At 70.5% G+C, this 13,963-nt stretch carries 9 protein-coding genes; 4 read left to right on the plus strand and 5 right to left on the minus strand.

The features are described 5' to 3' along the window. Positions 1-158 precede the first annotated feature (158 nt). A complete protein-coding gene (locus tag EAS64_RS01380) occupies positions 159-1,178 on the plus strand; it encodes an ATP-binding cassette domain-containing protein (protein ID WP_145850883.1) in 1,020 nt (339 codons plus the stop codon). Beyond that, positions 1,175-2,011 carry an ABC transporter permease gene (locus EAS64_RS01385; RefSeq protein ID WP_145850884.1) on the plus strand — a complete coding sequence of 279 codons (837 nt, stop codon included), beginning with the start codon at positions 1,175-1,177 and terminating at the stop codon, positions 2,009-2,011. Before EAS64_RS01380 ends, EAS64_RS01385 begins: the two co-directional genes overlap by 4 nt. A gap of 123 nt (positions 2,012-2,134) precedes the next feature. Here EAS64_RS01385 and EAS64_RS01390 read toward each other — a convergent pair whose 3' ends face one another. From EAS64_RS01390 to EAS64_RS01410, 5 genes are all read right to left on the minus strand, one after another. After that, positions 2,135-5,467: an AfsR/SARP family transcriptional regulator gene (locus EAS64_RS01390; protein WP_187365612.1), complete on the minus strand. Its 3,333-nt coding sequence runs from the start codon at positions 5,465-5,467 to the stop codon at positions 2,135-2,137. A gap of 156 nt (positions 5,468-5,623) precedes the next feature. Beyond that, positions 5,624-6,574 (minus strand): RNA polymerase subunit sigma-70, encoded by a 951-nt coding sequence (locus EAS64_RS01395; protein ID WP_145850886.1) that lies wholly within the window; start codon positions 6,572-6,574, stop codon positions 5,624-5,626. Between the two features lie 13 nt (positions 6,575-6,587). Continuing rightward, positions 6,588-7,076 carry a VOC family protein gene (locus EAS64_RS01400; protein ID WP_145850887.1) on the minus strand — a complete coding sequence of 163 codons (489 nt, stop codon included), beginning with the start codon at positions 7,074-7,076 and terminating at the stop codon, positions 6,588-6,590. A 167-nt stretch (positions 7,077-7,243) separates the two neighbouring features. Next, complete coding sequence (locus EAS64_RS01405) at positions 7,244-8,599, minus strand: GGDEF domain-containing protein (protein ID WP_187365613.1); 1,356 nt, start codon at positions 8,597-8,599, stop codon at positions 7,244-7,246. Positions 8,600-9,094: 495 nt separating this feature from the next. Beyond that, positions 9,095-10,387, minus strand: a complete 1,293-nt coding sequence (locus EAS64_RS01410; RefSeq protein WP_187365614.1) for an MFS transporter — start codon at positions 10,385-10,387, stop codon at positions 9,095-9,097. Between the two features lie 299 nt (positions 10,388-10,686). Here EAS64_RS01410 and EAS64_RS01415 point away from each other — a divergent pair, with 299 nt between their 5' ends. Then, positions 10,687-11,181: a pyridoxamine 5'-phosphate oxidase family protein gene (locus EAS64_RS01415; RefSeq protein WP_145850890.1), complete on the plus strand. Its 495-nt coding sequence runs from the start codon at positions 10,687-10,689 to the stop codon at positions 11,179-11,181. Between the two features lie 147 nt (positions 11,182-11,328). After that, the gene (locus tag EAS64_RS01420; protein ID WP_145850891.1) at positions 11,329-13,695 is read left to right on the plus strand and encodes an ATP-binding protein; all 2,367 of its coding nucleotides are present in this window, start codon (positions 11,329-11,331) and stop codon (positions 13,693-13,695) included. Positions 13,696-13,963: the final 268 nt, after the last annotated feature.

Genomic DNA, 13,963 nt, shown 5'->3' on the forward strand with positions numbered 1-13,963 from the left:
CCGCTATCAGCCCGCCCAAGATCAACTACCGAATGCCCGTGTCGTTGCCGGGGTTATGGCCCCGATAACGACACGGGCAACGCGGGGGCGACAGCCGGATGCGGCTGCTGACAGCGGATGGTGCGGGGACTGACAGAGGCGGGGCGCATCCTGGGCGCATGGACGACGTTAGTTACGCCATCGAGACGCACGGCCTGGCCAAGCGGTTCGGCAAGACCACGGCGCTGGCCGGGGTAGACCTGACCGCGCGCACCGGCAGCGTCCTCGGGCTTCTCGGGCCGAACGGTGCGGGCAAGACCACCGCGGTCCGCATCCTCGCCACGCTGCTGCGGCCGGACGCGGGATCCGCCACCGTCTGCGGCTACGACGTGGTGCGCGACGCGCACCGGGTGCGCCAGCTCACCGGGCTCACCGGCCAGTACGCATCGGTCGACGAGGGCCTGTCGGGCACCAACAACCTGATCATGGTCGGCAGGCTGCTTGGGCTCAGCCGGGCGGATTCCCGTGCCCGCGCGACTGAGCTGCTCGAGCGCTTCGAGCTCACCGACGCGGCGGGCCGGCCCGCCAAGACCTACTCGGGCGGCATGCGACGCAGGCTCGACCTGGCCGCCAGCCTGGTCGGGCGGCCGCGCGTGCTCTACCTGGACGAGCCCACCACCGGCCTCGACCCGCACAGCCGCAACGAGGTCTGGGGCATGATCCGTGCCCTGGTCGCGGACGGCACCACGGTGCTGCTCACCACGCAGTACCTGGACGAGGCGGACCAGCTCGCGCACGACATCGCGGTCATCGACCACGGGTCGGTCATCGCGACGGGGACGCCTGACGAGCTCAAGGCGAGCGCCGGGCGTCAGGTTCTCGAGGTGATTCCGGCCAGCCGGGCCGACCTGAGCGCCGTCGCGGAGCTGCTCGAGGTGCTCACCGGCACCTCGCCGTCTATCGCCGTCGAGGCCGGCCAGGTCAGCGTGCAGGTCGAGGGCGGCAGATCGCTGCCCCTCATTGTGCGAGCGTTCGAGGACCGGTCCATCGAGCTGGCCGAGTTCGCGCTGCGCCGGGCGAGCCTCGACGAGGTGTTCCTCGCACTCACCGGGCACCGCACCGAAGCAGAGACACCGGCAGAAGCGGGAAAAGGCGGCAAGGACGCTCCCGCACGCGAACTTGACAGGAGCGCCCGATGACCACGGCCGCTGTGCCCACTCCCGGTCCTCGGCCCGCCCCGGTTCCCGGCCCCGCCCTGGCCCGCCGGCCGAGCCCGGCGACCGCACTCGCGAACTCGTTCACGCTCGCCTGGCGGTCGGTGCTCAAGATCAAGACCAACCCGGAGGACCTGTTCGGGCTGTGGTTCCAGCCGATCATGTACCTGGTCTTGTTCACCTACGTGTTCGGCGGCGCGATCGCCGGCGGAACGCACCAGTACCTGCAGTTCTCGCTGCCCGGGGTCCTGGTGCTTTCCGTGGTCTTCGCCACCCTCGGCACCGGCATGATGCTCAGCCAGGACATCAGCACCGGCGTCTTCGACCGCTTCCGCGCGCTGCCCATCGTCCGGTGGGCGCCGCTGGCCGGCGCCATCCTCGGCGACCTGGTGCGGTACGTGATCTCCATCCTGGTGACGCTCGGCTTCGGCTACGTCCTCGGGTTCCGCGTGCAGACGAACGTGGTCGCCGCCGTGCTTGGCTGCCTGCTCCTCGTCGCGTTCGCCTTCGCGATGTGCTGGCTGTCGGCCATGCTCGGCGTGATCGCGAAGACCGCGCAGGGCGTTCAGTGGTGGGGCTTCCTGTTCATGTTCCCGCTGGTCTTCGGCAGCAACATCCTCACCTCGACCAGCTCGATGCCGGGCTGGCTGCAGGCCTTCGTCAAGGTCAACCCGGTCACCTACCTGACCGAGGCGGAGCGCGCGCTGCTCATCGGCGGCCCGGCCGCCGTCGCGGTGGAGCGCTCGCTGCTGTGGGCGCTCGGCATCTTCGTGGTGTTCGCGCCGCTCGCCGTCGCCGCCTACCGGCGCCGCACCTGACCCTAGGGAGTGCGGCCTGATGCGCCCGCGGCTGGGTCCCTCCCCCGGCCGCGGGCTCCGCGTTTTGCCTGGGAGAGTCAGCCGAACCCGTTGTGGATGATCGAAAGCGTGGTTGCGGTAGGGCTAGGCGCTCGCGGCCAGCGACGCGCGGGCGAGCGCGACGGCCGGGTGGTAGCCGAGGCCGCGGACGGAGTCGTAGGCGGTATCGAACGCCGCGGGGCCGAGGACCGCGCGCAGCGTCTCCCGCGCCTGCGGCGCATCGAGGCTTGACTCGTCGAACGCGCCCCGGATCGCGTGCGCCGCGCCGAGCAGCGCGGCGGCACGGCTCGGGTCACCGTCGGCGGACCGGTGCGCGAGGTGGGCGGCGCAGGCGTCGAGCACCGCGGCGAGCGCCGGGTGCTCCCACCAGGCGGCCGCGGCATCCAGCGCCTCGCCGAGCAGTGCGGCGCTCGCCGCGCTGTCCCCCTGCCGCAGCGCCGTCATCGCCAGCCTGGCCTTGACCTGTGCGCGCAGTGGATGCCACCAGCGCGCGCTGTTGTCCGCGATCGTGGCGAGCACGGCCAAGCAGCACTCGTCGGCGGCGGCGTAGTCACCCTCCCGCCAGGCAAGCTCGGCGCGCATGAACTCGACCCAGCGGTCGTTGCCGATGTGACTGCCCCGCACCTGCGCGGCGCGCCGCAGGGCGGCCATCTCGGCCTCGGCCCTGGCAAAGTCGCCTGACCTGGAGTAGATGACGGCGAGCCTGCCCTCGATGAAGGTGAGGTCGCCCCACACGGCGAGCTCGCGGCCGAGCGCCGCCGCCTCGGTCAGCGCGGCAATTGACACGGCATGGTCGGCGCGCAGTTCGGCGAACTCGGCGAGCTGGGTGAGCGCCATCGCGACACCCCAGTGGTCGCCGAGGTCGCGCATTCCGGCGAGTCCGGCCAGGCAGTGTTCTTCTGCGCAGTCGAGCGTGCCGAGGGTCTGCGCGTAGGAGGAGAGGTAGATCTGGCCGATGGCGCGCAGCCAGGGATCACGCGCGGAGATGTATCCCTCGAGGTGCCGCTGCGCCAGGCTGGTGTCGCCGTCGTACTGCATGAGCAGCGGCTCGGCCATCGCGACGAGCGGATGGCCGATCTCGTCGTCACCGAGGCCAGCTAGGACGTCGAGTGCCTCCCGCAGCGGCTGCCTGATCCGGTCGATGTCCCAGCTCCAGCCGGCGGCGAGCAGCGCGCAGATGACCCGGCCCTCGGCGAGCTGCCTCGTCATCGGCGCGGGGAGCGGCAGGTCGAGGACCTCGCGGCAGATCGAGTCCGCCTCGCCGTGCCCGACCTGCACGCCGTAGTAGCCGAGCGAGCGGACGAAGCGGAGCGCGCTTGCCACGTCGCCGCGGGCGATGGACCAGCGGACGGAGGCGTTCACGTTGTCTTGTTCCGCCGTCAGGATCCGGAACCAGCGGGACTGGTCGGCAGTCCGCAGCAGCGGGTCGGCGGTTTCCACCAGGTCCAGGTAGTAGGCCGCGACGGCGTCCCTGACCGCGGTGTCCTCGCCCGCCTCGGCGAGGCGCTCGAGGCCGTAGGCGCGCACCGTCTCGAGCATCCGGTACCTGGGCTCGCCCGCGTCGTCGTCGGCCCTGGTCAGGATCGACTTCGCGACCAGGCCGGCCAGCGCGGTCAGCACTGTTTGGCCTGCGCTGTCCGTGACCTCCGCGTTGCCCACCATGCGTTCCGCCGCGGCGAGGGTGACACCCCCGGGAAGGACGGCGAGGCGGCGGGCGAGCGCCTTCTCCTGGTCCGATAGCAGGTTCCAGCTCCAGTCGACGACGGCGCGGAGCGTCTGGTGGCGGGGCAGGACAGTGCGGCTGCCGCCGGTGAGCAGGCTGAACCGGTCGGCCAGCCGTTCGGCGAGCTGCGCGGCGGTGAGCGTGCGCAGCCAGGGGGCGGCCAGCTCGATGGCGAGCGGCATCCCGTCCAGAGTGCGGCAGATCCCGGCGATCGCCTCGGCGTTGGCGGCTTCGAGCTCGAATCCGCGGACCACCGCGGCGGCGCGGTCCTCGAACAGGCGCACCGCCGGATAGGCGAGGATGTCCACCGAGCTGGCCGCGGCGGGCGGCGCCGGAAGCGGCGCGACCACGTGCAGCGTCTCGCCGTGGATCTGCAGCGGTTCGCGGCTTGTCGCCACGATGCGGATGCGGGGGCAGTCGGTGAGCAGCCGCTCGGCGAGCGCGGCGGCGGCGTCGATGACGTGCTCGCAGTTGTCGAGGATGAGGACCGCTTCCCGGTCCGCGAGCGCCGCACACAGCCGGTCTACCGGGTCGCCGGCCGGGTCGGCGCCGCGCCTGGCGATCGAGCGCTCGCGCATTCCCAGCGCGTCCTGGACGGCGTAGGGCACCTCGGCCGGGTCGGTGACGGGGGCGAGTTCCGCCAGCCAGGCGGGAGCCGCGAGCCCCGCGGCCGCCTCGCTCGCCAGCCGGGTCTTGCCGACGCCGCCGGGGCCGGTCAGCGTCACCAGGCGCTCGGCGGCAAGCCGCTTGAGCACGGCGGCGACATCGTCGGCGCGGCCGACGAAGCTCGTCGGCGCGCGGCGCACGCCGCTGCCGATCGTTGTGCTGGCCTCGCGAGTGCCGGCGCGTTCCTGCTCTGGGCCGGCGCTGGCGGGCACGGTTTCCGCGGCCGTCGCCGGGTCGGCGGGGCCTGCCGCCTGCGGGATCTCCTGGCGCAGTATCGCCAGGTAGGCCTGCTCGAGCTGGGGCGAGGGATCGACGCCGAGGCGTTCGCCAAGCTCGCCGCGGATGAGCTGGTAGGCGCCGAGGGCCTCAGACTGGCGGCCGGTGGCGGCCAGGGCGCGCATCAGCAGCGCCGCGGGGCGCTCCGCGAGGGGGTCGGCGGCGGTCAGCTCGCGCAGCTCGCCGATCAGGGCGGCGTCCGCCGAGCCGAGCGCGATGTCGGCGTCGATGCGGTCGAGCGTCGCGGCGACGCGCAGCTCGGCCAGCCTGGCGGCGGGCGCGAACGCGAATTCCTCCGCCGCCACGTCGGTGAGCGCGCTGCCGCGCCAGGCCCCGAGTGCCGTGCGGAGCAGGCACGCGGCCTCGGCGGCGTCGCCGCGCGCCAGGGCCTGCGCGCCCGCCCGTGCGCTGGATTCGAAGGCGATCGCGTCGACCGCGTCCGGCGGCACCGCGAGCCGGTAGCCGGCCGGGGACGATTCGAGCACGCCGTCGGGCACCCCCGCCTGGCGCAGGGCGACACGCAGCCGGGAGACCAGGGACTGCAGGGCGTTCGCCGCGTCGGCGGGCCGCTCCTGCGGCCAGAGCCTGCCGATCAGGCTGTGCACGGGAACTACCCGGCCGGGCTCGAGGGCGAGCAGGATGAGCAGCGCGCGCACCCGGTGCCCGCCGACCCGGACGAGGCGACCGTCGGCGTCGGTCACCTCGAGCGGTCCGAGCACGCCGATCCGCACCGTGTCCGCCGCTGTCTTCACGTCGCCCTTCCCGCCGGGTAACCGCCACCCGTGCCGCCGCACTCGCACTCGCTTGCGCAGTCCCCGCACGGGGACGGCCAGCACCATGCTAACGCGAAACCCATGTCGAGATCTATCGCGTTTGGCGAGATTCGTCTTAGTGCCGGGCAGGCGACGTTACCTATCGTCGGCTGGGAGGAACGGCGGAAGGCCGAAGCGGTCGATGAGGGAGGCGTCGAAGGTGGTGATCTCCGCGATGAGGCCGCTGCCAGCGCGGAACACGTCCAGCTTGAACGGCACGAAGCGGTCGCTGCCCGCGCGGCGCAGGTACGACGCCGCGGCGGGCATCCGGTTGGCCGCCGTCGGCAGCAGCTTCCAGTCGCCGAAGATCGAGCGGTCGTAGGCTCTGGCCATGAATCCGGCGAGCGCGTCCTTGCCGGTGAACAGGCCGGGGTCCGGCGGCATGGCGAGCCTGATATCCTCGCGGATCACCGCGAGGCCCGCGTCGGGGTCCTGCCGCTGGTGCGCGTCGACGAAGGCCGCGAGCAGCGCCCGGTCGGCGTCGGTGATCCCGTCGGGCGACCAGTCGCCGTCCCTGGCGGCGGTCTTCACCTCGAGCGTGGCCCGCGCCCGCTGCAGCGCGCTCGCCATCGCGGGAACCGACATGCCGAGCATCTGCGCGGTCTCCGCGCCCGAGTAGCCCTGCACGTCCCGCAGCAGCAGCACGGCCCGCTGCCGCGCGGGCAGCAGCTGGATGACCGCCAGGTAGGCGAGCTCCACGGTCTCACGGCGGATCGCCGCGCCCTCCGGCTCGGCCGCCGCGTCGAGCAGCACGTCGGGATACGGCTGAATCCAGGGGACGTCCGCGATCGACTGGATCTGCTCAGGCCTACGTTGCGCCGCGCGCAGGATGTCGAAGCAGGTCGTGGTCACGATGCGGTACAGCCAGGCGCGCGCGGCCGGGCCACCGTCGAACGAGGCACGGCCCTTCCACGCGCGCAGCAGCGCCTCCTGCACCGCGTCCTCGGCCTGCTCGAAATTGCCGAGCATGCGGTAGCTGTGCACCTGGAGCTCGTGCCGGTGCCGCTCGCTGAGCTCGGTGAACCGGGCCTCGTCAAGCACGTCCATCGGGCACGCCGCGTCAGGCGGACGGCGCGGCGGCGTCGGCGGCGTCGCGCAGCCCCTGGATGTCGATCTTCATCATCTTGAGCATCGCCTGGACCGCCGCGTTGGCGCGCACCGGGTTCGGGTCGCCGAGCAGCTCCATCATCGCCTCGGGGATGATCTGCCAGGAGACCCCGAAGCGGTCCTTGATCCAGCCGCACGGGCCGACCTCGCCGCCACCGGCGGTGAGCTGCTCGGTGAAGCGGTCGACCTCCTCCTGGTCGGCCGCGTAGAGCTGGAGCGAGATCGCCTCGGTGAACTTGTACATCGGCCCGCCGTTGAGCGCGGTGTAGGGCTGGCCGGCCAGCTCGAAGGCGACGGTCATCACCGTGCCCTCCTCGCCCGGCTGGTCCGATCCGTAGTGGCTGACATCGGTGATGCGCGAGCCTGGGATGACGGAAACGTAGAGCTCGGCGGCCTCCATGCCGTTGCCGTCGAACCAGAGGCACGGGCTGATCCTGGTCATCGCGGTCTCCTTTCGCTGCGGCGTCGCTGACGCAGATGAAACGTCGGCCGCTCGCCAAACTAATCGGCCGCCCCAAGCGCGTCGTTGATCGGGACAGACGTGCGCTGGCAGGTGCACGTACCGATGCGCTGTGCAGCCTCGTGGCGTGCCCTTACGAACACGGAGAGTTACCTTCGAGGGCATAAAGAAGCGCTGGCCGAGTCCGCCTGGACCAGCACCACCCGGTGGCCCGACAGCGGGGTGCCGCCCACCGGGAGGGGTTCAGAACCGAGCGAGGCGGCGGAGTCGACGTCGGCAACGCCCATGTCGCCCACGCCCATGTCACGCAGCGGCGGCGCGAAGGCGACGCGGTTACGGCCCGCCTGCTTGGCGTGGTACATCGCGGAGTCGGCGGCGGCGAGCAGGTCGCTGAGCTCGCGGGACTCGTCGCGGGCCAGGGCCGTGACCCCGACGGAGATCGTCACGCTGAGCGTGGGTGCGTCCGGCCTGTCGTCCGCCGGCACCGTCAGGGATGCGACATAGGTGCGAAGACGTTCGGCGATCTTGCAGGCGTCCTTCTCGTGGGTCTGCGCGAGCAGCAGGACGAACTCCTCGCCGCCGAACCTGCCGACCTTGTCGTAGTCCCTGGACTGGCCCGTCAGCCCATCCGCGATCGCCTTGAGCACCCGGTCTCCCGCCAGGTGCCCGTAGGTGTCGTTGACTTGCTTGAAGTGGTCGATGTCCACCAGGGCAAGCGCCAGCGGGCTGTGCGTGCGGATAGCGCGGGACAGTTCGGTCTCCGCTTCCTTTTCCCACGTGGAGACGTTCAGCAGACCGGTCTTCGCGTCGACACGCGACTGCGCCTCGAGGATGGGATGGACAAGGAACCTGCGCACCAGGAGAACCGTCGGAACCGCGATGACGACAAGCGACGGGCTCAGCGCGACAGCCAGGGTGATGAGAACGCCGAGGTCGATCTCCACGAACAGTGCCTGCAGCGCGTCCCTGTCCCACTCCATGGCCCAGACGCGCAGTTGCGGCGCGGACATCTTGACCGCACCGAGAATGAGGAAATTGTGCCCGCGACTGCCCACGATCTCTGCGGCCACGACGGCAAGGCACCAGTAGAGTGCGTGCGCTCCGGTCCCCGGATTGTGGCCGGCAATCGACGCGGGAAACCACCGGAACACCACGGAGGCCGCGGCATAGCCCAGGCTCTGCGCCGCGGCGGAGAAGACGGCGCGGTGCGGAACTCCCCTGTGCACGAACACGTTCAGCGTGATACTGAAGAAAATCGGCACTATCGCCGCGTAAAACGGCTGCAGCAGGATGGCGGTCGGCAGCACCCAGATGGCGCTGAAGTCTCTGGTCAGCCCGGGGAAGGCATACATAATCCGCGGCGTTGACGCGACGGATATCATCCCGCAGCACAGCAGCAACGTGAATTTCGCTACGTCGTCCGGGTGCCACGAAGTCTGTGAGGCGGTAAACAAGATCACCACGGCGGCCGCGGCGGGAATGGCCGCGACATAACCGCGGAGCATGGGATCCAATCCCCACCATGCCCAGTCCCGCACGGCGACGCATCGCGTGATGCGGCCGGTTAGGGACGATGCTCGCATGATCCACCGTTCCGGTTGTGACGCCAGGTTCCTTGCTCTAGTCGCTGCTGACCGTAAATGACTAGCTGCGTATAGCTACCATAACCCATCTTCCCGGACGAGGTAACTATTGGGGCGAGATTCCAGTACAAGGCGGGACAAGGCGGAGCTTAATAGTGCGTAGCAGCGAGGACGCGATTGTCTGGAGAGAAGAATTCGCGCCTGAGAGAGTCAGGTGAGAGCAGATATTTCTGTGCTCACTGTTACTCGTGAGGAGAAAGCTGTATGCGCGTCACCTACTGGCACTGATGCCAGCCGGCCCAATCCCCAGATCCGCGCCATCCTCGGAAGGAAACGCACGTCATGCGTGACACCTGGACCTGATAGCCAAATCGGTGAATTACTAGTGGTACCCAGAGATTAAGCCAGCTAAACCCTCTAGTTAGACCGAGCCGCATGGATAGGCGTCTGTCCGGTAAGCGAGGCCTCTCGGCCAAGATGTCTCGCGGTATGGCGGCCGACGGCGGGTGACATTCCCCGCCAGCGGATCGCCAGGCCGCCGGCGATCACAGCGCCAATTCCGCCACTGAGAGCTACGACCGTCGAGGGAGGTACCACCTCGGCGGCAGCTCCAGCCAACGCGAATGCTATTCCCTGGCCCACGATCAGGCCCGCCGTCGCGAGGCCGAACGCCTGCCCCCGCTTTTCATTCGGGATTCGCTCCACGAACGCGGTGTTGGCGGCCAGTTGATACATCGCGAAGCTGTTGGACAGCGCGAAAATGCCCATCGAGGCGACCAGGTTCGGGCGCAGCACCGTCACCGCAAGGATTGCGCAGGCGAGGATCGCCATCGGACCCATCCATGTCAGCCGGGTCAGCGGGCCTATCTTCTTGGTGAACAGCGGGGTTGAGATGGCGGCGCCGAGCTGCGAGGCCGCGATGAGCAGGCCTACCGCGACCGCACCTCCCCCGAGCCGTCCCGCGTACGGCGCGGCGATCCCCTCGGGAACCTCGTAGAACGCGGCCAGCCAGCCGAGGCCGACCAGCGTGCGGAGCGCGGGATCGCCGAAGACGAGCCGGATGCCCTCGGTGAGCTGCCCGAGCGGGCTCGGCTGGTCCTCCCCCGATGCGGCGGCCTTGCGTGCGGGCACGCCGAACCGGATGAGCAGGGCAGAGACGGCGAACGTGGCGGCGTCCGCGGCCAGCGCGGGACGCGCGCTGAATAGCGCCACCACGAGTCCGCCCGCGGCGGAGCCCGCCACGAGCACCACCCGGGTCGTCGACCCCATGATCGCCATGGCCAGCGGGTACCGCTCGCCCTCGAGCGCCTCGCGCACCGAGGCGGAACGAGCGGCGTCGAACGGCGGCTGGAGCAGCGTGACCGCGTAAAGCAGGCCGATCATCGCGGCCAGCGGGACCGCGGGTATCAGCATGGCACCGACGAGGAGCAGGCGGAGAAGGTCGCAGCCGACCATCACGGAGCGCCTCGGCAGCCGGTCGGCGAGACCGGACAGGAACATGCCGCCCACCAGATAAGGCACGAGGCCGGACGCGAACGTGACCGCGGCGAGGAAGGGTGACCTGGAGCGGTCGTAAACCAGGAGCGTCAGCGCCACCAGGGCGAGGCGGTCGCCGACCGCGGACAGCACGTAGGAGACCCACAGCGTGCGGAACTCCGGTACGGCGAAGACTTCACGGAAAGACGGGCGGCGGGCCGGAGAGGGAGACACGGCGACCCCTTTGTTCTTTTCGGTACCCGGCCTGCACGGCTCGGCGCCACGCATGCGGCTTGACCAGTCACCGATTGCCATGCTGACAGAGATGGACACGCCCGGCAGCCAAACAGTCACATTCGGCACATCATTGACAAAACGATCTTTCTGAGGCTGGAGAGGCACGGACGGGGCAGGTGGGCCGGAGCGGATCAGGCCGAAGGGACGGGAAGCTAGGGACCTTTGACCCCTGCCTTCCGCGCCCCGTGTCGCGCAGGATGAGACATCGCCCGCATACTCACTGGAGGGAGCCGATCATGACCGCCGAGCGCGTAGAACGGCCGCCCAACGCCACCCCGCGGCCCGCGATCGAGCTCACCGCCGGCGAGTGCTGGCAGCTGCTCGCCTCCGTCCCTATCGGCCGGGTCGTGTTCACGCACCGCGCCATGCCGGCCATTAGGCCGGTCAATCACCTGGTGGAGGGGCGGACGATCATCATCAGGACGCACCTCGGCGCGGCGATCGCGTCCCGCGCCACCGCCGGCACGGCGGGGGCGGCGGTCGGCCCCGAAGGCAGCCGAGCGGAGGATCCAGGCTCCGTGGTCTGCTACGAGGCCGACCAGATCGACCCGGCCAGGCACACCGGCTGGTCGGTGATCGTCACCGGCCTGGCCCGGCTGGTGACCGACCCTGGTGCCATCGCCAGGTACGCCGACGCGCTCCACCCCTGGATGGCCGGCGAAATGCATCAGGTCGTCGCGATCGAGCCCCGCTTCGTGTCCGGCATCCGCCTGGTGGGCTGGTGCACCTGACGCCGGCACAATGACACCCTGACACGACACCCTGACACCGGGCCTGGCACCCGCACCCAACTTTGGCTGCGTCATTTGGCAACTTTCGGCCAAAGCGCGGACAAGTTAGACTTTCCGTGACGGGGTGGTCACGGCTAGGTGGTGATCATGAGTGCACATCCTGGTCAGGCACGCCTGGGCGAATGGCTGCGGCAGCAGCGGGTCGCTTCCGGGCTGACCCAGGAGGATCTGGCGGACCGGTCCGGCGTATCGGTGCGGGCCATCGCCGACCTGGAGCGCGGCAGGACCCGGCGCCCCTATCCCTCCTCGGTGCGGGCGCTGGTCCGGGCGCTCGGACTGCCGGACACCGCGGGTGCCGACCTGATCGCGCGGTACCGGGCCGTGAGCGACGCGGCGGGCCGCACCGAGCACGACGGCGACGGTGCACAGGAGACGGGACGCGCCGCGGGAGTGACGGTGCCACGCCAGCTGCCGACGCGGGTGCCGCACTTCGCGGGGCGAGCCGGTGAGCTGGCGCTGCTGGACGGCGTGCTCGACGAGGCCGCCTCCGACCGGGCCGCCGGCGCCACCGGGGTGGTCATCTCGGCGATCGGCGGGACCGCGGGGGTCGGCAAGACCGCGCTCGCGCTGCACTGGGCGCACCGGGTGGCGCACCGCTTCCCCGACGGGCAGCTCTACGCGAACCTGCGCGGCTTCGACGCCGGAGACGGCAGGCCCGCCGACCCGTGTGACGTGCTTCGCGGCTTTCTCGACGCGCTTGGCGTCCACCCGGAGCGGCTGCCCGCCGATGTCGAGGGGCTCGCCGCGCGCTACCGTTCGGTGGTCGCCGGGCGGCGGATGCTCGTGCTGCTCGACAACGCCGCCGACGTGGGCCAGGTGCGGCCGCTGCTGCCCGCCTCCCCCGAGTCCCTCGTCATTGTCACCAGCCGGCGGGAACTCGCGGCGCTCGCCGCGCACGAGGGCGCCAGGCTGCTCCAGCTTGACGTGCTCAGCGAGCTGGAGGCGAACGAGTTGCTCGTCGCGCGGCTCGGCAAGGAGCGCGCCGCCGAGGAGCCGTGGGCCGTTACCGAGCTCGCCGCGCTGTGCGCGCGGCTGCCGCTCGCGCTTTCCGTAGTCGTCGCCCGCGCCGCCGCCGCGCCGCGGGCGCCGCTTTCCTCTTTGGCGGCGGAACTGACCGAGCTCGGCGGCCGTCTAGACGCGCTTGACGTGGGAGATCCGGCCGCATCCGTTCGGACTGTCCTTTCTCTTTCCTACCGATACCTGCGCGAGCCGTCAGCGCGGCTGTTCCGGTTGCTCGGGCTGCACCCAGGGCCGGACATCAGCGCGGCAGCGGCGGCGTCGCTGGCCGGCGTGCCGCTCGCGCAGGCGCGGGCCGCGCTGCGCGACCTGACCAGGGCGTCGCTGCTCATGGAGGTCGCGCCCGGCCGGTACGCGTTCCACGACCTGCTGCGCGCGTACGCCGCCGAGCAGCCGACGCCGGCCGCGGGGGTCGCGAAGACCACGCGGCGGATGCTTGATCATTACCTGCACACCGCGCACCGTGCCCACCGGGTGCTATATCCCGGGCGGGAGCTGATCGGGCTGGATGCGCTCGCCCCGGGAACCGTCCCTGAGACGTTCGGCGGCAAGGCGGCCGCGCTCGCCTGGCTCGAGGCGGAGTACCAGGTGCTGCTCAAGGTGACCGACGTCGCGGCGCGGTCGGGGCACGACGAGCACGCGTGGCGGCTGCCCGTCGTGCTGTGGACCTTCCACAACGTGTGCGGGCACTGGCACGACGGCGCGCGGCTGCACCGGCTCGCGCTTGAGGCGGCGCGGCGCAGCCGCGACCTGGCGGGCGAGGCGTTCGCGCTGCGCGGCATCGGCTCGTTCGCGATGTCATTCGGCGACGTCGGCGAGGCCTACCAATGCCTGACCGCGGCGCAGTCGGGGTTCACCGCGCTACGCGACGACCTAGGGCTCGCGCGGACCGACGTGATCTTTTCGCAGGCACTGGAGTGCCAGGGACGGCACGCGGAGGCCCTCGACGTCATCAGCGAGGCGCTGCGCCTGTCGGAGAGCGCGCCGAGCGACCTGAACATGCGGCTGGTGCGGGCGAGCGCGCTCAACGGCTCGGCATGGAACAGCGTGCAGCTTGGCGACCTGTCGGAGGCCAGGGCCTACTGCGTGCAGGCCATCGAGCTGTGCCAGGCGATCGGGTACTCACCTGGCGAGGCCGGCACCTGGGACACGCTCGGCGTGGTGCTGCAGCGGCTCGAGTCGCACGACGAGGCGGTGTCCTGCTTCCTGCGCGCCGTCACCCTCGACCGGGAGATGGGCAACCGGTACGACCTCGCGATGGTGCTCGCGCACCTGGGCGAGACATATGCGTCCACCGGCGACCTGCGCGGCGCCAGGGAGGCATGGGACGAGTCGCTGCTCATCCTGCGGGCGCTGCATCACCGGTCGGCGTCCCTGGTCCGGTCACAGCTCGCTGAGCTGGCGAAAGGCCCGGCGACCGACGCGGGCGCTGCCTGATCTAATTACTATCCGTATTCGCCTTACCGGCGTTATGACGAGCCACAGTCTGCCGGTTAGTCCGCCTGGCCTGCGAATGGTCACTGTCTGATGATATAAACAGACGTAGCAACCACAAATTGTAGCCAATTGGAGGTCACGATGCGTGACACCTGGACCCGTTAGATGGCCCGGGGCCGCACACGGGGTTACCCCGGCAAATGGGCCGTCCGGGAGAATACGGGGAAGTTCTTAGTAAGAAGTTAAGAATATCGGCCCGGAACGCAGG

Source organism: Trebonia kvetii, assembly GCF_007827045.1.
Taxonomy (GTDB): domain Bacteria; phylum Actinomycetota; class Actinomycetes; order Streptosporangiales; family Streptosporangiaceae; genus Trebonia; species Trebonia kvetii.

What these genes read in the sequence shown, in the direction of transcription:
- EAS64_RS01380 (WP_145850883.1), top strand. Translation starts at nt 159, where the DNA reads ATGGACGACGTTAGTTACGCCATCGAGACGCACGGCCTGGCCAAGCGG.
- EAS64_RS01385 (WP_145850884.1), top strand. Translation starts at nt 1,175, where the DNA reads ATGACCACGGCCGCTGTGCCCACTCCCGGTCCTCGGCCCGCCCCGGTT.
- EAS64_RS01395 (WP_145850886.1), bottom strand. Translation starts at nt 6,574, where the DNA reads ATGGACGTGCTTGACGAGGCCCGGTTCACCGAGCTCAGCGAGCGGCAC.
- EAS64_RS01400 (WP_145850887.1), bottom strand. Translation starts at nt 7,076, where the DNA reads ATGACCAGGATCAGCCCGTGCCTCTGGTTCGACGGCAACGGCATGGAG.
- EAS64_RS01405 (WP_187365613.1), bottom strand. Translation starts at nt 8,599, where the DNA reads ATGCTCCGCGGTTATGTCGCGGCCATTCCCGCCGCGGCCGCCGTGGTG.
- EAS64_RS01415 (WP_145850890.1), top strand. Translation starts at nt 10,687, where the DNA reads ATGACCGCCGAGCGCGTAGAACGGCCGCCCAACGCCACCCCGCGGCCC.
- EAS64_RS01420 (WP_145850891.1), top strand. Translation starts at nt 11,329, where the DNA reads ATGAGTGCACATCCTGGTCAGGCACGCCTGGGCGAATGGCTGCGGCAG.